19 protein-coding genes are annotated in these 21546 nt (G+C 71.1%); 16 read left to right on the top strand and 3 right to left on the bottom strand.

Features of this window, described 5'->3' with window-relative positions:
• Positions 1 to 230: 230 nt before the first annotated feature.
• From M1E25_RS21605 to M1E25_RS21580, 6 genes are read left to right on the top strand one after another with little or no spacing between them, the layout of a single operon-like run.
• On the top strand, positions 231 to 1616 hold the full coding sequence (locus M1E25_RS21605) for an ATP-binding protein (RefSeq protein ID WP_251418305.1): 1386 nt from the start codon (positions 231 to 233) through the stop codon (positions 1614 to 1616).
• On the top strand, positions 1613 to 2047 hold the full coding sequence (locus tag M1E25_RS21600; protein WP_251418302.1) for a roadblock/LC7 domain-containing protein: 435 nt from the start codon (positions 1613 to 1615) through the stop codon (positions 2045 to 2047). The genes M1E25_RS21605 and M1E25_RS21600 overlap by 4 nt, the downstream gene beginning before the upstream one ends.
• A complete protein-coding gene (locus M1E25_RS21595) occupies positions 2044 to 2403 on the top strand; it encodes a DUF742 domain-containing protein (RefSeq protein ID WP_251418299.1) in 360 nt (119 codons plus the stop codon). Before M1E25_RS21600 ends, M1E25_RS21595 begins: the two co-directional genes overlap by 4 nt.
• Complete coding sequence (locus M1E25_RS21590; RefSeq protein ID WP_251418295.1) at positions 2381 to 2980, top strand: GTP-binding protein; 600 nt, start codon at positions 2381 to 2383, stop codon at positions 2978 to 2980. The genes M1E25_RS21595 and M1E25_RS21590 overlap by 23 nt, the downstream gene beginning before the upstream one ends.
• Positions 2977 to 4410, top strand: coding sequence for a cytochrome P450 (locus M1E25_RS21585; RefSeq protein ID WP_251418292.1), 1434 nt, complete (start codon positions 2977 to 2979; stop codon positions 4408 to 4410). Before M1E25_RS21590 ends, M1E25_RS21585 begins: the two co-directional genes overlap by 4 nt.
• Positions 4392 to 5519 carry a cytochrome P450 family protein gene (locus tag M1E25_RS21580; RefSeq protein WP_251418345.1) on the top strand — a complete coding sequence of 376 codons (1128 nt, stop codon included), beginning with the start codon at positions 4392 to 4394 and terminating at the stop codon, positions 5517 to 5519. The genes M1E25_RS21585 and M1E25_RS21580 overlap by 19 nt, the downstream gene beginning before the upstream one ends.
• 137 nt (positions 5520 to 5656) lie before the next feature.
• Here M1E25_RS21580 and M1E25_RS21575 read toward each other — a convergent pair whose 3' ends face one another.
• Positions 5657 to 7276 (bottom strand): ABC-F family ATP-binding cassette domain-containing protein, encoded by a 1620-nt coding sequence (locus M1E25_RS21575; protein ID WP_251418290.1) that lies wholly within the window; start codon positions 7274 to 7276, stop codon positions 5657 to 5659.
• 322 nt (positions 7277 to 7598) lie between these two features.
• Between M1E25_RS21575 and M1E25_RS21570 the strand changes: the two genes are divergently transcribed.
• From M1E25_RS21570 to M1E25_RS21555, 4 genes are all read left to right on the top strand, one after another.
• Positions 7599 to 8315, top strand: coding sequence for an endonuclease V (locus tag M1E25_RS21570; protein WP_251418288.1), 717 nt, complete (start codon positions 7599 to 7601; stop codon positions 8313 to 8315).
• Between the two features lie 10 nt (positions 8316 to 8325).
• On the top strand, positions 8326 to 8625 hold the full coding sequence (locus tag M1E25_RS21565; protein WP_251418286.1) for a YciI family protein: 300 nt from the start codon (positions 8326 to 8328) through the stop codon (positions 8623 to 8625).
• Between the two features lie 51 nt (positions 8626 to 8676).
• Entirely contained in the window at positions 8677 to 9792 is a 1116-nt protein-coding gene (locus M1E25_RS21560; protein WP_251418284.1) for a WD40/YVTN/BNR-like repeat-containing protein, read from the top strand.
• Between the two features lie 75 nt (positions 9793 to 9867).
• Positions 9868 to 10023: a hypothetical protein gene (locus M1E25_RS21555; protein WP_251418282.1), complete on the top strand. Its 156-nt coding sequence runs from the start codon at positions 9868 to 9870 to the stop codon at positions 10021 to 10023.
• A gap of 7 nt (positions 10024 to 10030) precedes the next feature.
• On the opposite strand, the gene M1E25_RS21550 is transcribed toward M1E25_RS21555, so the two are convergent.
• A complete protein-coding gene (locus tag M1E25_RS21550) occupies positions 10031 to 11203 on the bottom strand; it encodes a saccharopine dehydrogenase family protein (protein WP_251418279.1) in 1173 nt (390 codons plus the stop codon).
• A gap of 167 nt (positions 11204 to 11370) precedes the next feature.
• Here M1E25_RS21550 and M1E25_RS21545 point away from each other — a divergent pair, with 167 nt between their 5' ends.
• The 4 genes from M1E25_RS21545 to M1E25_RS21530 all read left to right on the top strand — a co-directional run bounded on the left by M1E25_RS21545 (position 11371) and on the right by M1E25_RS21530 (position 17182).
• Positions 11371 to 12519, top strand: coding sequence for a CaiB/BaiF CoA transferase family protein (locus tag M1E25_RS21545; RefSeq protein WP_251418276.1), 1149 nt, complete (start codon positions 11371 to 11373; stop codon positions 12517 to 12519).
• Positions 12516 to 13658: an acyl-CoA dehydrogenase family protein gene (locus M1E25_RS21540; RefSeq protein ID WP_251418273.1), complete on the top strand. Its 1143-nt coding sequence runs from the start codon at positions 12516 to 12518 to the stop codon at positions 13656 to 13658. Before M1E25_RS21545 ends, M1E25_RS21540 begins: the two co-directional genes overlap by 4 nt.
• A 39-nt stretch (positions 13659 to 13697) precedes the next feature.
• On the top strand, positions 13698 to 14912 hold the full coding sequence (locus tag M1E25_RS21535; protein ID WP_251418271.1) for an acetyl-CoA C-acetyltransferase: 1215 nt from the start codon (positions 13698 to 13700) through the stop codon (positions 14910 to 14912).
• 101 nt (positions 14913 to 15013) lie between these two features.
• On the top strand, positions 15014 to 17182 hold the full coding sequence (locus M1E25_RS21530) for a 3-hydroxyacyl-CoA dehydrogenase NAD-binding domain-containing protein (protein WP_251418269.1): 2169 nt from the start codon (positions 15014 to 15016) through the stop codon (positions 17180 to 17182).
• A gap of 84 nt (positions 17183 to 17266) precedes the next feature.
• On the opposite strand, the gene M1E25_RS21525 is transcribed toward M1E25_RS21530, so the two are convergent.
• Complete coding sequence (locus tag M1E25_RS21525; protein ID WP_372501258.1) at positions 17267 to 18034, bottom strand: MerR family transcriptional regulator; 768 nt, start codon at positions 18032 to 18034, stop codon at positions 17267 to 17269.
• Positions 18035 to 18173: 139 nt separating this feature from the next.
• Here M1E25_RS21525 and M1E25_RS21520 point away from each other — a divergent pair, with 139 nt between their 5' ends.
• Both M1E25_RS21520 and M1E25_RS21515 read left to right on the top strand, forming a co-directional pair.
• Positions 18174 to 19151: an oxygenase MpaB family protein gene (locus M1E25_RS21520; protein ID WP_251418267.1), complete on the top strand. Its 978-nt coding sequence runs from the start codon at positions 18174 to 18176 to the stop codon at positions 19149 to 19151.
• A 553-nt stretch (positions 19152 to 19704) separates the two neighbouring features.
• The gene (locus M1E25_RS21515; protein ID WP_251418343.1) at positions 19705 to 21399 is read left to right on the top strand and encodes a BCCT family transporter; all 1695 of its coding nucleotides are present in this window, start codon (positions 19705 to 19707) and stop codon (positions 21397 to 21399) included.
• Positions 21400 to 21546 lie beyond the last annotated feature (147 nt).

Raw genomic sequence — 21546 nt, 5'->3', positions numbered from 1 at the left:
CGGCCCCTGCCTGAACCGCTGTTACCGCCGGGATCTTGATGTGTCAGGGCATGGCTAGGATGATCGGCGCGTTCCCGTTCGCACGGCGAACAGGGTTTCGGCCGCCCCGACTTCGGTGCGCCGGAACACGGTTGGGCCCGTCAAGCGCCGGCGGACCGCACCCGGGGACGTCCGAGCCTCGGCGCCCCCACCTGCACGTCCGCCAACGCCCCCCAGCTCTTGAGGATCCGATGACACGACACATACCGGAGGCGGCGTTCTGGTGCCTCGCTGCCGGTGTGCTCGCAGGCCTGGTCCTGTTGGTACGCGAACGCCTGATATCCCGCAGGTTGCGCAAACGACTGGCCGTGTCGGAGGACAGCCTGCGTGCGCGTGACGCCGAGGCCAGGCACCTGGTCGAGGTCCGCCTGCCCGTTCTCGAGGAGGCCGAGCACTTCGGTCCGGCGCCCGCGCCGGGGCTGCTCGACCCGAGGCTGGCCGGCACGGAGTTCGGCCGCTGCCTGCAGCACGTCGTGGACCGCTTCACGGGGGCGGCCGACAAGGCGCGGGCCCGCGCCGACCAGTCGGCGAAGGCCACCCTCAAAGCTGCCATGCGTGCGCTCCAGGCCCTCGCCAACGAGCAGCAGCTGTCCATCACGGACATGCAGGACCGTCACCACAGCCCGGCCGTCCTCCAGGACCTCCTCGAGATCGATCACGCCAACTCGCAGTTCGGCCGCAGGGCGCAGGCCATCGCCGTCCTGTGCGGATCGTGGCCGGGCCGTCAGCGGGTGGCCTCCCCGCTGATCGACGTGGTTCGCGGCGCGAAGTCCCGGGTCCGCGACTACCGGCGCATCGAGATTCACACGCGGGTCGACATCGACGTGGTCAGCCGGGCGGTGGAACCCGTCGTGCTCACCGTGGCCGAGCTCCTCGACAACGCCGCGCGGCACTCGCAGCCCAACACCACGGTCGAGGTCAACATCCGGCCGGCGCACAACGGCACCTGCATCGTCATCGACGACGCCGGTGTCGGTATGGACGCGCGGGAGATCGAGGAAGCGGGCCGGCGGCTCTCCGGCCGCGAGGACATCGACATCAACCGCCTCGGCGACCCACCGCAGTTCGGCTTCGCGGTCATCGGTGTGCTGGCCGCCCGCTACGGGTTCAACGTCTCGATCGACTCCCAGTCCCCCTACGGCGGCGTCCGTGCCGTCGTGCTCCTGCCCAGCTCGCTGCTGACCCGCGCCAAGCCACAGGACGCGGCGCCGCAGCAGAGGCCGATCCGGACCGCGAGGGCCGGGACCTCCGCTCCCGCACCTCTCCCCGTCCGGCGGACGGTCGCGGAGCCGTCCGCCGCACCCGTGGAACCGGCGGTGTCCGCGGAACCGGCTCCCTCCGCCGCACCGGAGGCCACCGCCGGAGGCCTGCCCAAGCGCCGCCGCCGGGCAGCCGCCGAGGGCACTGTCGACCACCAGGGGTATCCCGACCGGGGATCCTCCGCACCGACCGGGACGCAATCCGTGCCGGTCCGCTCGGCGCGCGAAACCGCCTCCCGGATGGGTGCGTTCGCACGTGGCACCCGGTTCGGGCGCGCCGCCGCTCCGTCAGAACACGAAGGGAACCATCAGGAATGACCGACCATATGGCCAATGAACTGGGCTGGATGCTCGACGAAGTCCTGAAGGTTCCCGAGGCGCGGCACGCGATCCTGCTCTCCGCCGACGGCATGCTGCGCGGGCACTCCCAGGGCATCGGCCGCGACGAGGCCGAGCGGCAGGCCGCCGCTCTCTCCGGCCTGCAGTCGATCAGTCGCAGCACCGCCGAGTTCGCCGCCGGGGAGTCCTCTCCCTGGCAACAGACACTGGTCGAGTTCGCCGGAGGGTACGTGTTCCTGGTCGCCGCCGGCGCCGGCGCCTACCTCGCCGTCTCGGCCACCCAGGACGTCGACATGGAAGCGGTGACCTATCGCATGCAGAAGCTCGTCGACCGGCTGGGCAAGGAGCTGACCAGCCCGCCCCGCGCCGACGGGGTGCCCGTCCGGCCAGGCAGCAGCGGCCGGGCATGACTCCGCCCGTCAGGCGCGAGAGAGGACTGGTGCGGCCGTACGTCGTGACGGACGGCCGCGCCCACCCGACCCGCAACACCCTCGACCTGGTGACGCTGGTGATCGCGATGAGCGACCGCCCTGTCGACAAGCTCGGCCCAGAGAAGCGCCGCGTCATGGAGTTGTGCCGGGGCGGAGCGCTCTCGGTCGCCGAAGTCGCGGGTCACCTCTCTCTGGCGGTCAGCGTCACCAAGGTCCTGCTGAGCGATCTCATCGACAGCGGCCACGTCACCACCCGGGCCCCCGTACCCACGGCCCAACTCCCCGATGCCCACGTCTTGCAGGAGGTGCTCGATGGGCTTCGCTCCCGTCTCTGACCAGATCTACGTGTCCAATACGGTCAAGGCGGCAGTCAAGATCCTGATCGTGGGGCACTTCGCAGTCGGCAAGACCACCTTCGTCGGCGCGCTCTCGGAGATCAAACCGCTGCGCACCGAGGAGACGATGACCGAGGCCAGCGCACCGATCGACGATCTGGCCGGGACCCCCGACAAGACCACGACGACCGTCGCCATGGATTTCGGCCGCATCACGCTCAGCGACCGACTGGTGCTCTACCTGTTCGGCGCCCCCGGGCAGAAGCGATTCACCCAGCTGTGGAAGGACATGATGCAGGGGGCCCTGGGCGCACTCGTGCTCGCCGACACCCGGCGGCTGGACCAGTCCTTCGACGTGATGGGTCTGCTCGAGGAGCACGGCATGCCGTACGCGGTCGCCGTCAACCAGTTCGACGACGCGCCCGCCTATCCGAAGGAGGAGATCCGCGAAGCGCTCGACCTCCTCCCCGAGACCCCCCTCGTCGTCTGTGACGCCCGTGACCCGGCCTCCTCGACCGGGGCCCTGATCGCACTCGTCGAGTACCTCCAGACCCGCACCGCACAGGAGCAGCCATGACCACTTCCGAAACGGGTCCGGTCTCGGTGCCGCCGCCCGGCTGCCCGGCCCACGCCGGTCACGAGAGTGCCGCCCCGTACGACCCCTCCGTCGAACTCCTGTACGGTCCGGACTTTGCGGCGGACCCCGCGTCGTTCTACGAACGGCTCCGCAGGAAGGGCGCAGTGGCCCCCGTCGAACTCGCCCCGGGCGTCCGGGCGCACCTCGTGACCACCTACGCAGGCGCCCTCGAAGTCCTGCGCAGCCCGGAACGGTTCTCCCACGACTCGCGCCGCTGGCGGGCGCTGGCCGACGGTACCGTCCCCGCGGACAGCCCCGTCGTGCCGATGATGATGTACCGCCCCAACGCCCTCTGGTCGGACGGCGACGAGCACGCCCGTCTGCGGGGAGCCATCAACGACAGCCTCGGCCGGGTCGACCCGAACGCCCTGCGCGGCTACGTCGAGGAGAGCGCCGACACCCTCATCGACGTCTTCGGGCCGCAGGGCGAAGCCGACCTCCTGGGCGAGTACGGGGCGATCCTGCCGCTGCTCGTCTTCAACAAGCTCTTCGGCTGCCCCCGCGAGATCGGCAGCAAGCTCGTCGACGCCATGTCCAAGATCTTCGACAGCAATGCGGACGCCGAGAAGGCGAACATGATGCTCGTCGAGGCCATCGCCGAACTCGTCGCCCTCAAGCGCAAGGAGCCCCGCCAGGACGTCACCTCCTGGCTGATGGCCCACCCCGCCGGTCTCACCGACGAGGAGATGATGCACCAGCTCGTCCTCCTCATGGGCGCGGGCACCGAGCCCCAGCAGAACCTCATCTGCAACGGTCTGCTCCTGCTCCTCTCCGACGACCGCTTCGCCGGTGACCTGGCCGGCGGCAGCATGCCCATCGAGGACGCGCTCGACGAGGTCCTGTGGTCGGACCCGCCGATGGCCAACTACTGCGTTCACTACGCGATCCACGACGAGGAGATCGACGGCTGCCCGGTCCCCGAGGGCGAGCCCGTCCTGATCAGCCTCGCCGCCGCCAACACCGACCCCTCCCTGGTCCGGGACGACCAGCGCGGCGGCAGCCGTGCCCACCTGGCGTGGTCCGCGGGCCCGCACACCTGCCCGGCCAAGAGCCCCGCGCGCCTGATCGCCGCAGTCGCCGTGGAGAAGCTCCTCGACCGGCTGCCCGACATCGAGCTGGCCGTCGACTCAGCCGAGCTGATGTGGCGCCAGGGGCCCTTCCACCGGGCGCTCGCCGCGCTTCCCGTGCACTTCCCGCCGATCACCGTTACCCCGAACCGCAACTCTGGAGCCAGCGCATGGAACACGACTCCCACCCCCTCGTCCTCGACCCCTCCGGCTCCGACATCCACGGCGAGGCAGCCCGAGTCCGGGCCGGCGGACCGGCGACCCTGGTGGAGCTCCCTGGCCAGGTGGTGGCGTGGGCAGTAAGCGACCACGCCCTGCTCAAGGAACTGCTCACCGACTCCCGTGTGTCGAAGGACCCGCGCCGGCACTGGCCGCGGTTCATCAACGGTGAGATCACCCCGGACTGGCCGCTGTTCGCCTGGGTCGCGGTGACCAACATGTTCACCGCCTACGGCGCCGACCACCGCCGGCTGCGGAAGCTGGTCTCCACCGCGTTCACCGCCCGCCGCACCGAGGCCCTCCGGCCGCGCATCGAGGAGATGACAGCCGAGCTCCTCGACGGCCTCGCCGCCGCCCCGCGGGGCGAGGTGCTCGACCTGCGCGACCGCTTCTGCTACCCGATCCCGATCCAGGTGATCTGCGAGCTGTTCGGTGTGGACGACGACGACATGCGCGAGGAACTGCGCCGTCTCGTGGACAGCGTCTTCAACACCGCCGCCACCCCCGCGGAGGCCATGGCCACCTTCCAGCGGCTGCACGCGATCCTCGCCGAACTGGTCGCGTACAAGCGGGAACAGCCCGGCGACGACATGACCAGCGTGCTCATCGCCGCCCGCGAGGAGGACGGCACCCGGCTGTCGGAAGCGGAGATGGTCGACACCCTGCTGCTGATGATCAGCGCCGGACACGAGACGACCGTCAACCTGCTCGACAACGCCGTCCACGCCCTCCTGACGCACCCGGAGCAGCTCGACCTGGTGCGGCAGGAGAAGGCGACCTGGAGCGACGTGATCGAGGAGACGCTCCGTGTCGAGGCCCCCGTCGCCAGCCTGCCGCTGCGGTACGCCGTCGAGGACATCGAGGCGCACGGCGTGACCATCAAGAAGGGTGAGGCCATCCTCGCCGCCTACGCCGCTGCCGGCCGCAGCCCCGAGGTGCACGGGGAGGACGCCGACCGCTTCGACCTGACCCGGGTCAACAAGGAGCACCTGGCGTTCGGTCACGGAGTGCACTTCTGCCTCGGAGCCCCGCTGGCCCGCCTGGAGGCCGAGATCGCCCTTCCGGCGATCTTCGAGCGGTTCCCCGACCTGGAGCTGGCGGTTCCCGACGAAGCCCTGCAGCCGGTGGCGTCGTTCATCTCCAACGGCCACCGCTCCCTGCCAGTGAGGCTCGGACGGGACACCAAGGTCTGACCGGCCTGTGTGACACGGCCCGGGACACCGCCCTCGCGGGGCGTCGTCCCGGGCCGTTCCACGCGGGGGCCCGACCGACACCGTCGGGGATCAGCACAGTTCCGGGACGTGAGGACAGGACTCACCTCTGGACACCGTCAGGAACGTTCGGTCCCGCCCGACCTCCCGTCCAGCCGGACCCATCGGTCGATGCCGACCGCTCGCAGGAACGGCAGGTCGTGGGAGGCCACGAGCAGGGCGCCCTCGTAGGCGTGCAGGGCCGCCGTCAGCTGCCGGGCCGAAGCCATGTCCAGGTTGTTGGTGGGCTCGTCGAGCAGCAGCAACTGCGGAGCGGGTTCGGCGAGCAGCAGGGTGGCCAGCGTCGCCCGGAACCGCTCACCGCCCGACAGGGTGCCGGCCCGCTGGTCGGCCCGCGCGCCGTGGAAGAGGAAGCGGGCCAGCAGGGCCCGGATCCGGTTGTTCGTGGCCTGGGGGGCGAACCGGCCGACGTTCTCCGCCACCGTCAGCTCGTCGTCCAGGACGTCGAGCCGCTGCGGAAGATGCCGTACCGGAACCCGGGCCGAGACCCGGCCGGCCAAGGGCTCGATCTCCTCGGCGATCGTGCGCAGCAGCATGGTCTTGCCCGACCCGTTCCGGCCGGTGAGCGCGATCCGTTCGGGGCCGCGCACTTCGAACGTCCCGACGTGAGCGCCGTGGGGCAGCGTCAGGTCGTCGAGGGTCAGCACGGTCCGACCCGCGGGCACTGCCGTGCCGGGCAGATCGACCCTGATCTCGTCGTCGTCCCGCACCGCCTCCCGGGCCTCGTCGAGCCGTTCCCTGGCCTCCTCCAGTTTTCCGGCATGCAGGAGACGGTGCTTGCCGGCCGACACCTGAGCGTCGCGTTTGCGCAGCCGCATCACCGCCCGCGGCTCGCGCTTGGAGTCGTACATCCTCTGGCCGTACCGCATCCGGCGCGCCAGCTTCACCTGCGCCTCGGACAGTTCGCGCTTCTGGCGTTTCACGTCGGCCTCAGCCGCCCGGACCGTGCGCTCCGCCGCCTCCTGCTCCACGGCCAGGGCCTCCTCGTAGGCCGTCAGGTTGCCTCCGAACCAGCGCACCCGGCCGTCCCGCAGCTCGGCGATGCGGTCCACCAGGTCGAGCAGCTCACGGTCGTGGCTGACGACGACCATCACCCCGTTCCACGCGGCGACCGCCTGGTACAGGCGCCTGCGGGCAGCGGTGTCGAGGTTGTTGGTGGGCTCGTCGAGCAGCAGGACGTCGGGCCTGCGCAGCAGCAGCGCCGCCAGCCGCAGCAGAACGGCCTCGCCGCCGGACACCTGGCCGACGGTCCGGTCGAACGCGAGGTGTTCCAGGCCCAGCTGGTCCAGCACCGCCCGGGCCCGTTCCTCGACGTCCCAGTCGTCGCCGACGGCCGTGAAGTTCTCCTCGCTCGCGTCGCCGCCTTCGATGGCGAGCAGTGCGGCGCGGCAGGCAGCGATCCCGAGGGCGTCGTCGACGCGCAGTCCGGTGTCCAGGGTGAGATTCTGTGGCAGGTACCCGACCTCACCGGCTGCCCGCACCGTTCCTGCGCAGGGGCGCAGGATGCCTGCGAGCAGACGTAGCAGGGTGGACTTGCCCGAGCCGTTGAGGCCGATCAGGCCGGTGCGCCCGGGACCGACGGCCAGCTGGAAATCCTCGAGGACAGGGGTGCCGTCGGGCCAGGCGAAGGTGAGCCCGGAGCAGGTGAGGGAACGGGGTGCGGAATCGGATGGTGACATGCGGCCTCCTGGTCGCGTGATGGTGGGGCAACACGGGGAGACACCGCGACGGCAGCCGGCCGGCAGGCGTGAAAGGGGCGTCAGGCGAGAAGGCAGCTCAACACCGAGGCCGCACACGGCTCGCGCGTGAGAACGCGGAGCGCGGTGTCAGGGACCTCAGAGGAGCAATGTCCTTCTCCGTTCGACGGCGACAGGGCCGTAAAGAACCTTAGGGAGAGCAGCCGTGCCGCTCAACGCATTTTCCGCTGCACCGCCGCAGCCTCGCCGGCTCACGGATCCGGCGGACCCTGCGCCCCTCACGTCCGGGTGATAGCAATGCGTCATGACAACGCGTGGCATCGAGTGGCCGGCCTCCACGGCGGAGGCGGTCGCCGAGCAGGAACGGCTCCGGGACCTCGTCGACCTCGGCGCGGCCGGTCCGGATCCCGCCGCGGGCGGGACGGTCGCGGGGGTCGACGTGGCGTACGACGAGAACTCGGACCGACTGGCCGCGGCCGCAGTGGTCCTCGACCTCGCGACCCTGGAGGTCGTCGAGCAGGCGACGGCGACCGGTCGTGCCGCTTTTCCCTACCTTCCCGGGCTACTGGCCTTCCGGGAACTGCCGCCCGTGCTCGACGCGCTGGACCGGCTGTCCGCCCGGCCGGACCTCGTCGTCTGCGACGGGTACGGCATCGCCCACCCTCGCCGCTTCGGTCTGGCCTGCCATCTCGGCGTGCTGACGGGCATCCCCGCCTTCGGTGTCGCGAAGACTCCCTTCGTCTTCGACCACGAGGAGCCGGGGCCGCGGCGCGGGGACTGGACGCCGCTGCTCGACGGCGACGAAGTGGTCGGCAGAGCCCTGCGGACCCAGGAGAGCGTCAAGCCCGTCTTCGTCTCCGTGGGGCACGCGATCACCCTGGCGAAAGCCTGCGCGCACACCCTGCGTCTGGCCTCGCGGTACCGGCTGCCCGAGTCCACGCGGCGCGCGGACCGGCTGTGCCGCGACGCCCTGGCGGCAGCCGTCGCGGGGGGATCCCGTACGCCGCTGACCGGCGCGTAAGCTGAGGATCATGTTCGTACTCGAGTTGACCTACACCGCCCCGGTCGAGGAGATCGACGCACTCCGCGAGGCCCATCTGGCCTGGCTGGACGAGCAGTACGAGGCCGGGGTGTTCGTCGTCTCGGGACGCAAGAACCCGGGTGACGGCGGGGTCATCCTCGCGGTCGGGGACGACCGGGATCGCATCGAGGCGATCGCCGCGAGCGATCCCTTCGCGCAGGAGGACGTCTGTGCCTACCGGATCACCGAGTTCACCGCCACCCGGACCGCTCCGCCGCTCAAGGAGTACCGGCAGCAGCTGCACGTCTGACGCCGTCCGCACTCTGGACGGCGGGTAAGGGGTCGGCTAGCTTCCGTCGGCATGAAGCCGATGCTGCGCAAACTGAGACGCACGGTGTCCGTCGGGCTGTGCGGGGCCGCTGTGGTCCTGGGCGTCACCGCCCCCGCACATGCGGAGCGGCCCACGGGACAGGGGGAGCCGGCGCTCGGCTGGCAGCTCACCCCGACCGGGACGGATGCCCGGTTCCGCGGCCTTTCCGCCGTGGACCGCGACACGGTCTGGGCGGCCGGTTCCGCCGGGACCGTGCTGCGGACCGTCGACGGCGGACGCCACTGGCAGGACGTCTCCCCGCCCGGCCTGTCCGCCCTGCAGTTCCGGGACATCGAGGCGTTCGACGCCCGCCGCGCCGTCGCCCTGACGATCGGTGAGGGCGAGGACTCGCGTGTCTTTCGTACCGACGACGGCGGCGCGACCTGGACCGAGACCTTCCGCAACACCGAACCGCGGGCCTTCTACGACTGCATCACCTTTTTCGACGGCCGCCACGGGCTCGCGATGAGCGACCCCGTCGACGGCCGGTTCCGCATCCTGTCCACCGGTGACGGCGGCAGGTCGTGGGAGGTGCTGCCCTCGGACGGGATGCCGCCGGCGCAGCAGGGAGAGGCGGGATTCGCCGCGAGCGGACAGTGCCTGGTCTCCTCCGGTCCGAAGGACGTGTGGCTCGCATCCGGCGGGGCCGCCGCCGCGCGGGTGTATCACTCGAGGGACCGCGGCCGGACCTGGACGGTCGCCGATTCGCCGATTCCGGCCGGCGACCCGGCGAAGGGGGTCTTCGGCCTGGCGTTCCGGGACCGTACGCACGGGATCGCCGTGGGCGGTGACTACCGGCCCGAGGAGGCGTCGCCGCGGGCGTCGGCCGTCACCGCGGACGGTGGTGAGACCTGGGCCGTCTCCCAACAGCCCCCGGCTGCCTACCGGTCGGGCGTCGTCTGGGTGCCGCTGACGAAGAGCGCGGCGATCGCCGTCGGGCCGACGGGCAGCGACCTGACCCTGGACTCCGGCCGCACCTGGCGAAATTTCGACGGCGGATCCTTCGACACCGTCGACTGCACCCGGGACTTCGGCTGCTGGGCTTCGGGGGAGAAGGGGCGCATCGCCCGGCTCGGCCTGCCGTCGAGCCCATCCGGGCTGCACTGAGCGACCGGACCCGGGACGACGTCGGCCGGATGTCGTCCCGGGCCCGTTGTCAGTGGTCACCGGCATGCTGAGGGCATGAACGAGATCACGAACTCCGTTTGTCCCACCGTCCGCCGTGCCTGGGGAGTGCAGCCCGGGATGGCTGTGGCCCTGGCTGCCGCAGCGGTGGCGAGCCTGGGGTGGCTGCTGGCGATGGCCTACTCCATAGGCACGTGGGCGATGGGTATCTGATCTCCGGTCAACCGCAGCGGATGACGCGAAAGTTCAGGCCCGCGGCGGTGAGCCGCCCGGTCAGCGCGTCGCCCATGGCCACGGCGGTGGTCACCTGGCCCGAGGCGGGGGGAAGGTCGTCGAAGGCCAGGCAGATCGCCGACTCGGCCAGCATCTTCGCGGTCTCCTCGTAGCCGGGATCTCCTCCCGACACCTCCGTCACCACCCGCTTGCCGCCGCCCTCCGCCACGAAGCGCACAGTGAACCAGCTCCTGGCCCGCCGGTCCGGGCCGGGGCCCGTCCCCGGCTCGAGACGACGGGACAGCCACCGGCGGGCCGGGGGGATCTGGGCCATTGCGAAGAGCCCCGCCGTCCCCGCCACTCCGCCCACGGCGACCGGCAGCCACTTCACGGCCGCGTAGTGCCGGTAGCGGAAGTCGGGGCCGTAGCGCTCCAGGGCGGCGGCCGACCGCTCGACGATCTGCGGATCGATGGTGGGCAGCGGCACGGCCCAGACACCGAGGTCCCGGCGGTGCACGGGCGGGCCGAGCGGAGCCCGGGCACGCCGTCCGGGGGGCCGGGTCTCGCTGCCGCGTCGTGCGCGGGCGGTGCGCACCGTGCCGAGCGGCCGGGACATCGCGGTGAGCGCGGAGGCGAGGGTGCCCCCGGAGAACGTCGCGTTGGAGCGCACGAACGCGTCGACGCGCAGCGGGACGTCCTCCGGCAGCAGCCCCACGGTGTAGTGGACGCCCAGGTCGTGCGGAACGGAGTCGAAGCCGCAGGCGTGGACCAGGCGCGCGCCCGTCTCCTGCGCCCGGGCGTGGTGGTGCAGGTACATCCGGTCCACGAACTCGGGCTCCCCCGAGAGGTCGGCGTAGTGCGTCCCGGCGTCGGCGCAGGCGGCAACGAGAGGTTCGCCGTGTGTCAGATAGGGGCCGACCGTGGTCGCGACCACCCGGGTCCCGGACGCGAGTGCGCGCAGGGATGCGGGGTCCGCCGAGTCGGCGTGCAGCAGTGGCAGTTCCGCGCAGTCGGGGTTGATCCGTTCCAGCCGCGAGCGGAGCGCCTCCAGCTTCGCCGGGTCGCGGCCGGCCAGCGCCCAGCGGCAGCCGGCGGGGGCGTGCCGGGCCAGGTATTCGGCGGTCAGCCCGCCGGTGAACCCGGTCGCCCCGTACAGCACCAGGTCGTACGTCCGGCGCACGCTTCCCCTCCCGATGGGTTCCGGTCAAGTTACGCCACAGTAGAAACGTGTCTGGCCCCGGTCAACAGCGCCGCCCGTTCGCTCCCCGAGGACCCTTGTGGAAAGTGGAACACGTTCTTAACATTGTTGCTGTTACATCAGTAGTGTCATGTCCGATTGGCGGCTTGATGGCAGCAGCAGGGAACGGTCCGCTCGCCGGGATCCGTGTCGTCGAACTGGCGGGGATCGGCCCCGGGCCCTTCGCCGCGATGCTCCTGGGAGACCTGGGGGCCGACGTGGTGCGTGTCGACCGGCCCGGCGGCCCCGGGCTGGGCATCGACCCGCAGTACGACATCACCAACCGCAACAAGAGGTCGGTTCTGCTCGACCTCAAGTCCCCGGAGGGCCGTGAGGCGGTGCTCGCCCTCGCCGAGCGCGCGGACGTCCTCCTGGAGGGCAACCGCCCCGGCGTCACCGAGCGCCTCGGCGTCGGCCCCGAGGACTGTCTCGCCCGCAACCCGAAACTCGTCTACGGACGGATGACCGGCTGGGGCCAGGACGGGCCGCTCGCCGACCGCGCCGGACACGACATCGGCTACATCGCCGTCGCCGGGGCGCTGGGCATGATCGGCCGCGCCGGCGAGCCGCCCGCCGTCCCCGCCAACCTGATCGGCGACTACGCCGGAGGCTCCCTCTACCTGGTCATCGGAGTCCTGGCAGCCCTCCAGCACGCGCGCACCCACGGCACCGGGCAGGTCGTCGACGCGGCCATCGTCGACGGGACCGCCCATCTGACCTCGATGATCCACGGCATGATGGCCGCCGGAGGCTGGCAGGACCGCCGCGGCGCCAACCTCCTCGACGGCGGCTGCCCCTTCTACGGCAGCTACGAGACGTCCGACGGCGGCCACATGGCGGTCGGCGCCCTCGAACCCCGCTTCTACGCGGAGTTCGCCGAGCTGCTCGGCATCGCCGACGTGGCCCCCGACCGGAACGACTTCGACCGCTGGGGCGAGCTCCGCGCGGTGATCGCCGACCGGTTCCGCACCCGCACCCGCACGGAGTGGACGGTTGTCTTCGAGGACTCCGACGCCTGTGTGGCCCCGGTCCTCTCGCTGCGCGAGGCTCCCGCCCATCCGCACCTCGCCGCCCGCGGTACGTTCACCGGCGCAGGGGGTATCACCCAGCCGGCACCCGCCCCCCGGTTCTCGGTCACCCCCGGATCCCTGCGCCGCCCTCCCGCCATGCCCGGTGCGGACACCGGCGACGTGGCGCGGGACTGGGACGTACCCGCCCTCACCGCCACTTCGCAGCCGCCGCAGGAGGCCCCCCGTTGAAGCGCCAGATCTTCTCGCCCGAGCACGACGCGTTCCGTGAGACCGTGTGCACCTTCCTGGCCAAGGAGGTGCTGCCCCACTACGAGCAGTGGGAGAAGGACGGGATCACCGACCGGGCCGCCTGGCTCGCCGCCGGCCGCCAGGGCCTGCTCGGTCTCGCCGTCCCCGAGGAGTACGGCGGCGGCGGGAACCCGGACTTCCGGTACAGCGCCGTGCTCGCCGAGGAGTTCACCCGCGCCGGCGCGCCCGGCCTCGCCGTCGGCCTGCACAACGACGTCATCGGCCCGTACCTGACCTCGCTCGCCACCGACGAGCAGAAGCGCCGCTGGCTGCCCGGGTTCTGCTCCGGCGAGATCATCACCGCGATAGCGATGACCGAGCCCGGCGCCGGCTCGGACCTGCAGGGCATCCGGGCCACCGCCACCGACGACGGCGACCACTGGGTGCTGAACGGCTCGAAGACCTTCATCTCCAACGGCATCCTCGCCGACCTGGTCGTCGTGGTCGCGAAGACCACACCCGAGGGCGGGGCCAAGGGCCTCAGCCTGCTCGTCGTCGAACGGGGCATGGGAGGGTTCGAGCGAGGCCGCAACCTCGACAAGATCGGCCAGAAGTCGCAGGACACGGCCGAGCTGTTCTTCAACGACGTCCGCGTTCCCAAGGAGAACCTCCTCGGCGAGCTCAACGGCGCGTTCCTGCACCTGATGACCAACCTCGCGCAGGAGCGACTGAACATCGCCGTCACCGGCATCGTGGCGGCCGAACACCTGCTGGAGATCACCAAGAACTACGTGAAGGAGCGCGAGGCGTTCGGCCGCAAGCTCGCGAAACTCCAGCACGTCCGCTTCGAGATTGCCGAGATGGCCACCGAGTGCGCGGTCACCCGCAGTTTCGTCGACCGCTGCATCGTCGAGCACTCGGAGGGCGGGCTCGACACCGTCCACGCCTCGATGGCGAAGTGGTGGGCCACCGAGCTCCAGAAGCGCGTCACCGACCGCTGCCTCCAACTCCACGGTGGATACGGCTACATGACCGAGTATCCGGTCGCCCGGGCCTACACCGACGGCCGAATCCAGACGATCTACGGAGGAACGACCGAGATCATGAAGGAGATCATCGGTCGCTCCCTCCTCGCCTGAGCCGCTTCCCCACCCTCACCTCCGGAAAGGCTGCTGATCTTGAGCACCGAAGCTTTCGTCTATGACGCCATCCGCACCCCGCGCGGGCGCGGCAAGGCCAACGGCTCCCTGCACGGCACCAAGCCCGTCGACCTGGTCGTCGGTCTCATCCACGAACTGCGCGCCCGGTTCCCCGACCTGGATCCGGCCGCCGTCGACGACATCGTCCTCGGCGTCGTCAGCCCGCTCGGCGACCAGGGTTCCGACATCGCCAAGGTGGCGGCCATCGCGGCCGGCCTGCCCGACACCGTGGCCGGCGTGCAGGAGAACCGCTTCTGCGCCTCCGGGTTGGAGGCCGTCAACCTCGCCGCCGCCAAGGTCCGCTCCGGCTGGGAGGACCTCGTGCTCGCGGGCGGCGTCGAGTCGATGTCACGCGTCCCGATCGGCTCGGACGGCGGGGCCTGGGCCATGGACCCGATGACCAACTTCGAGACCGGCTTCGCCCCCCAGGGCGTCGGCGCCGACCTCATCGCCACCATCGAGGGCTTCTCCCGGCACGACGTCGACTCCTACGCGTCCCTGTCGCAGGAACGCGCGGCCGAGGCGTGGAAGGACGGACGGTTCGACCGCTCCGTCATCCCGGTCCGCGACCGCAACGGGCTCACCGTTCTCGACCACGACGAGCACATGCGCCCCGGCACCACCCCGGAGTCCCTGGCCGGCCTCAAGCCGTCCTTCGCCATGATCGGCGAGGCGGGCGGTTTCGACGCCGTGGCGCTGCAGAAGTACCACTGGATCGAGAAGATCGACCACGTCCACCATGCCGGAAACTCCTCCGGCATCGTCGACGGCGCGGCCCTGGTGGCCATCGGCTCCGAGGAGACCGGCCGGCGCTACGGGCTGACCCCGCGCGCGAGGATCGTGTCCGCAGCCGTCTCCGGCGCCGACCCCACGATCATGCTGACCGGCCCCGCTCCGGCCACCCGCAAGGCGCTCGCCAAGGCCGGGCTGACCATCGACGACATCGACCTCGTCGAGATCAACGAGGCCTTCGCCGGCGTCGTCCTGCGCTTCGTCAAGGACATGGGGCTGAGCCTGGACAAGGTCAACGTCAACGGCGGGGCCATCGCCATGGGACACCCGCTCGGCGCCACCGGCGCGATGCTGCTCGGCACCGTCATCGACGAACTCGAGCGGCGCGACGGGCGGTTCGGCCTCGTCACCCTCTGCGTGGGCGGCGGCATGGGCATCGCCACCGTCGTGGAGCGTCTCTGACCGGGTCGGACCGGCGGGCGGCGCAAAGCCCCACCCAATGGACGCCCCGAACCCCGAGCATCAGCCACCGACGTGGCTCAACCCGACCCGGAGCACAAGACATGAGCGAGCCCACCACCATCCGCTGGGATCAGGACGACACGGGTGTCGTCACCCTCGTCCTGGACGACCCCGGCCAGTCCGCCAACACCATGAACGCCGCCTTCGGCGCCTCCCTCGAAGCGGTGGCGGACCGCCTGGAGGCCGAGAAGGACACCGTCCGCGGCGTCATCGTCACCTCCGCCAAGAAGACCTTCTTCGCCGGCGGCGACCTGCGCGACCTCAAGAGCATCGGCCCCGACCAGGCCCAGCGCGCCTTCGACGCCGGCATGAGCGTCAAGCGGAACCTGCGCCGCCTGGAGACCCTCGGCAAGCCCGTCGTCGCCGCCATCAACGGCGCCGCGCTCGGCGGCGGTTACGAGATCGCGCTGGCCTGCCACCACCGCATCGCCCTCGACGCCCGCGGATCCAAGATCGGCCTTCCCGAGGTGACGCTCGGACTGCTCCCCGGCGGCGGTGGCGTCGTCCGCACCGTCCGTCTGCTCGGCATCACCGACGCCCTGCTCAAGGTGCTGCTCCAGGGCAAGCAGTACGACCCGCGGCGCGCCCTCGAGGCCGGCCTCGTGCACGAAGTGGCCGAGACCGACGAGGAGATGCTCTCGGCCGCCCGCGCCTTCATCGACGCCCACCCCGAGTCGCAGCAGCCCTGGGACGCCAAGGGCTACCGCATCCCCGGCGGCACCCCGTCCGACCCCAAGTTCGCCGCCAACCTGCCCGCCTTCCCGGCCAACCTGAAGAAGCAGGTCAACGGCGCGCCCTACCCGGCACCGCGCAACATCCTCGCCGCCGCCGTCGAAGGATCCCAGGTCGACTTCGAGACCGCCCAGGTCATCGAGGCCCGCTACTTCACCGAGCTGGTCACCGGTCAGACCGCCAAGAACATGATCCAGGCGTTCTTCTTCGACCTCCAGGCCGTCAACTCCGGCGCCAACCGCCCGCAGGGCATCGAGCCGCGCACCGTCCGCAAGGTCGCCGTGCTGGGCGCGGGCATGATGGGTGCCGGCATCGCCTACGCGTGCGCCAAGGCCGGCATCGACGTGGTGCTCAAGGACGTCACCCTCGACGCCGCCGAACGCGGCAAGGCCTATTCGCAGGGCCTGCTCGACAAGGCGCTCGCCAAGGGCCGCACCACGCAGGAGAAGCGCGACGCCCTCCTCGCCCGCATCACCCCGGCCGCCGACCCGCAGGCGGTGGCCGGCTGCGACGCGGTGATCGAAGCGGTCTTCGAGGACACCGCCCTCAAGCACAAGGTGTTCCAGGAGATCGAGGACATCATTGAGCCGGACGCGCTCCTGTGCTCCAACACCTCGACGCTGCCGATCACTTCGCTCGCGGAGGGCGTGCAGCGCCGGCAGGACTTCATCGGCCTGCACTTCTTCTCCCCGGTCGACAAGATGCCGCTCGTCGAGATCATCAAGGGCGAGCAGACCGGCGACGAGGCACTGGCCCGTGCCTTCGACCTGGTGCGGCAGATCCGCAAGACGCCGATCGTCGTCAACGACTCGCGCGGCTTCTTCACCTCCCGTGTCATCGGCCACTTCATCAACGAGGGCGTGGCGATGGTCGCCGAGGGCGTCGACCCGGCGTCCGTCGAGCAGGCCGCGGGGCAGGCAGGCTACCCGGCCAAGGTGCTGTCGCTGATGGACGAGCTGACGCTCACCCTGCCGCGCAAGATCCGCGACGAGACCCGGCGCGCGGTCGAGGCGGCGGGCGGCACCTGGCAGCCGCACCCGGCGGATGCGGTCATCGACCGCATGGTCGACGACTTCGAGCGGCCGGGCCGCAGCGGCGGAGCGGGCTTCTACGAGTACGCCGACGGCGCCCGCACCCGCCTGTGGCCGGGCCTGCGCGAGCACTTCACCAAGCCGGACACCGCGATCCCGTTCGAGGACCTCAAGGAGCGCATGCTCTTCGTCGAGGCCATCGACACCGTCCGCTGCATCGAGGAGGGCGTCCTGACCTCGGTCGCCGACGCCAACATCGGCTCGATCCTCGGCATCGGATTCCCCGGTTGGACCGGCGGCGTGCTCCAGTACGTCAATGGATACGAGGGCGGCCTGTCCGGCTTCGTCGAGCGCGCCCGCGAACTCCAGGCGGCCTACGGCGACCGTTTCGCGCCGCCTGCGCTCCTGGTGGAGAAGGCCGGGAAGGGCGAGACGTTCGGCGACTGACCCCAGGGTGTGTCCGGCGGATCCTCGGACGGCCCGCCGGACACACCGGGGCGGCCGAGCCCTCCGTTCGGGCCGCGGTCCGGGTCAGCCGTCCTCCGAGTTCCAGGCCCGCAGCTCTTCCCGCATCGATCGCTGGAACGCGGTCACCAGCGCCTGCACCACCAGGGGCTGCATGTGTGCCGAGAGCGATTTCATCCGCTCCCGCCGCTGCGGGCCGCTCTCGCCCTCCTCCTGAGGCTCCCGCATTTCGTCCCGGAACAACCTGCTGAGCTCGCGTGCCGCCGCCCGGGTGTGCTCCATGACCACCGTGCGGGCCGCGAGGATCGACTCCAGCGAGATCGGTACGTCCAGCAGTTGGACCCCGAGGTGCAGCATGCCGGCGTCGACCTGGAAGACGTCCGGCTCGGCCCCGCGCACCAGGATGCCCATGGCCGCCAGCCGGTCCAGCTCCTCGTCCGTCAGCTCCCGGCCGACCCGTTGCCCGATCCGGTCCCGTGTGAGGTCCTCGGCGCCGTCCGGCATCCACGAGGCCACCAGAGCCCGGTGGATGGCCAGGTCGTGGGCGCTCAGATCGGCCGGCAGACGCTGCAGATAGCGCTCGATCGCCGCCAGCGTCATCCCCTGGTGCTGGAGCTCCTCGATCAGCGCGAGGCGGGACAGATGCTCCTGGTCGTAGCGGCCGACCCGGCGCGGACCTATCTGCGGCGGCGGCAGCAGGCCGCGGGTGCTGTAGAAGCGGATCGTCCGGACCGTGACGCCGGCCCGGGCCGCGAGCTCGTCCACGGTCATCCCGGGTTCCCCGGTGGCGGGCGGCGCCGTACGGGCCCCGGATGCTGCCCGTCGAACGGACATCGGCTGCTCTCCTCGCGCGGTTGGTGCGCCGGCTGCCCGGCGTTCGTCGTCTCCGGTGCAACAGTATTGCTGTCTCACCGGAGGTGTGGAACGGGTGGATCGCCGCACCGGGAGGCGCGAGCCGGGGCCGGAGTGGAAAATGGCCGGCAGGACACCAGGCCGTACAGGGGGTGAACAGCGCGTGCCGCAGCCACTGCCGCCTGCGCCCGGCGGGATCCTCTGGGACATTGCCGGCGACGTGCGGATGACCCTTGCCCTGCCCTCCGCACTCGTCATGCAGGTCGCCCACCCGGCCGTCGGTGCCGGAGTGGACCAGCACTCGGTCTTCCGCACCGACCCGTGGGGGAGGGGCGAACGCTCCCTGCGGTCCGTCCAGCTGTGGGTGTACGGACGCGACGAGGCGGCACAGGAGGGCCGTAGGCTCCGCAAACTGCACGCCTCCGTCCGCGGCACCGACCCCGGGGGCCGCCCCTACCGGGCCCTGGACCCCGAGTGCTATGCCTGGGTCCATGCGACCGGCTTCCCCGTTTACCGGCACGCGCAGAAGTACCTGGGCCGGCGACCGTTCAGTCCCGCCCAGGAGCGGAAGCTGTACGCGGAATGGCTCCAGGTCGGGAGGATCCTCGGCATCGACGACCGGGACATGCCACAGACGCTCGGCGATTTCTGGCCGTACTACAGCCGCATGCTGCGGGACACGATCGGACCCACGCCCGTGGCCAGGGAGCTGGCCGCCGCCGAGCGGCCGGTGCCGCCGCCCCCGTGGGGCCCGGCCCCGTTGCGTCTCCTGGTCCGAGCCGCCTGGCCCGTCCTCGGCCCGGGATTCGCCGGGCTGCGGGCCTTCCTCACTGCCGGACTCATGCCCCCCGAGGCGCGTCAGGCGATCGGCCTGGCGTGGACGCCCCGGCAGGAACACCGGCTGCTGCGGCTGTGCCGGGTGGTGCGCACCGTGACTCCGCTGCTGCCGGAGCGGCTCCGCTATCTGCCGCTCGCCCGGGAGGCCCGCCGGGCGGTTCGCCGCCGGGCCCGAAGCGACGGCGCGGGTGTCGCCGACAGCGTCCGGGCGGTGCTGCACGGGGTGCGGCCCGACCGGCGGAGGCCGTTCCGCCGCTGGTGAAACGGCCCGGCGAAGCCGGCCGGCCGAGGACGGGGCAAACCGGTGCGGCCGGGCGGCTCGGTCGCGGGGACACCGGTGACCAGCGGGACCACGGGTGGAATGCGTCACACCGCGCGTGGCGGGGAACTTCGGCCGGGACGTCCACGCAGCTGCGCGTGCCGTCACCTGCGGCTCCTGATCCGGCCGTCATGACGGCCCGTCACCGAACGGGTCCGGGCCCGCAAGCCGGAACGGCCGGGGACGGCGGACGGCCCCGACTCGTCGGCGAGAGCGGGATGTTCGGCCGGGCACCACGAACGCACTCCCGGGATCGGCGGTCGCCGGCTGCGGCGCCCGTCCGGTGCGGTCGCGCCCGCCGAAGCGCTCCCCGGCCGGCCACGATCCCGAAACGGATGAACCGGACGTTCCGCTGATCACAGGCCTGTGATGGATCTCGCGCATTTTGAAATCGGGCGAATGGGTCGCGTAGGAAGGGGTATTCGCCCCCGGAATCGGACCAGGAAGGAGACGGTGCGTGACAGCCGAACAGCAGAAAGCATCCGACGGAGGCCGGGTGTCACCCGTGGTCGCGACGGCCGCGGAGACCCAGCAGCAGGGGCGACCGAGAACCGACCGCGTCGTCTTCGGCGTCAGTGCAGCTCTGACGCTCGCCTTCGTCCTGTGGGGCGGCGTCGCCACCGGAACGCTGGAGAAGGTGTCCAGCTCCCTGCTCGCAGGGCTGATGCACAACGGAGGCTGGGCGTTCGTCCTGACCGCGTCCGGCTTCGTGGTCTTCGCCCTGTGGCTGGCGGCCAGCCGTTACGGCCGCATCACCCTCGGCACCGAGGGTGAGAAGCCGGAATTCCGTACGGTCTCCTGGGTCGCGATGATGTTCAGCGCCGGCATGGGCATCGGTCTGATGTTCTACGGCGTGAGCGAGCCGCTCTCGCACTTCACCGATCCGCCGCCCGGCACCGACCCCAAGACCGCGGCCGAGGCCATGGAAACGGCGATGTCCACCACGCTGTTCCACTGGACCCTGCACCCGTGGGCCATCTACGCCGTCGTGGGCCTCGCCATCGCATACAGCACCTTCCGGCGCGGCCGCAAGCAGCTGATCAGCGCGGTCTTCACGCCGCTGATCGGCAAGAAGCGTGCCGACGGCCCGGCCGGCAAGGCGATCGACATCCTCGCCATCTTCGCCACCCTCTTCGGTTCCGCCGCCTCGCTGGGCCTCGGCGCCCTGCAAATAGGCAGTGGCATCACCCAGCTCGGCTGGATGGACAAGGTGGGAACCGGCGTGCTGGTCGCCATCATCGCCGTCCTGACCGTCGCGTTCATCGCTTCCGCGGTGTCGGGCGTCGCCAAGGGCATCCAGTGGCTCTCCAACATCAACATGGTTCTGGCCGTGGTCCTGGCGGTGTTCGTCTTCGTCGCGGGCCCGACCATCCTGGTCCTGAACCTGCTGCCGACCTCGGTCGGCGGGTTCCTCGGCGACCTGCCGCAGCTTACCGCCCGCACCGAGGCCACCGGCGGCGACGCCGTGGCCGACTGGCTGTCCAGCTGGACGGTCTTCTACTGGGCCTGGTGGATCTCCTGGACCCCCTTCGTGGGCATGTTCATCGCCCGCATCAGCCGGGGCCGCACCATCCGTCAGTTCATCGGCGGCGTGATCCTCGTCCCGAGCGTCGTCAGCCTCGCCTGGTTCGCCATCTTCGGCGGTGCCGCGATGAAGCTGAAGGACGGCGGGAAGCTCGCGGACGAGTCGACCCCGGAGGGCCAGCTCTTCGGCGTGCTCCAGCAGTACCCGCTGGCCACGGTGATGAGTCTGCTCGTCATGATCCTCGTCGGCATCTTCTTCGTCTCCGGGGCGGACGCCGCGTCCATCGTGATGGGCACGCTGTCGCAGCGCGGAGCGTTCGAGCCGACCAGGCCGGTCGTCATCTTCTGGGGCGCCGTCACCGGAGCCGTCGCCGCGATCATGCTGCTGATCGGCGGTGGTGAGGGCGATGCCCTCACCGGACTCCAGAATCTGACGATCCTGGTCGCAGCGCCGTTCACCCTGGTGATGGTCGGGCTGTGTGTGGCGCTGCTGCGAGACCTGAGGTCGGACCCGCAGATCGTGCGTGGTGAGATCGGCGAGGAAGCCATGGAAATGGCTGTCATCGCCGGTCACGAGAAGTACGACGGCGAATTCGAGATCCGCATCGGCCCGGCGCCCGAGGTTGCCGAGTCCGAGGAGCGCGAGCCCGTGCGCACGTCCTCCTGACGGCTCTTGTGCCGAACGGCGACGGGGGACGGCCGTCCTCTCGCGCTGTGAAGCGACCGTGCCGGTCCCCGCTGCAATCCGCGGCGGGGACCGGCACGGTCGCGTCGGGCCCGGGGCCGCTCGTCCCGAGGGCCGCGTGAGGGGACC

Source organism: Streptomyces meridianus, from assembly GCF_023703325.1.
Classification (GTDB): Bacteria; Actinomycetota; Actinomycetes; order Streptomycetales; family Streptomycetaceae; genus Streptomyces; species Streptomyces meridianus.
This window is presented reverse-complemented; position numbering and strand designations above follow the sequence as displayed.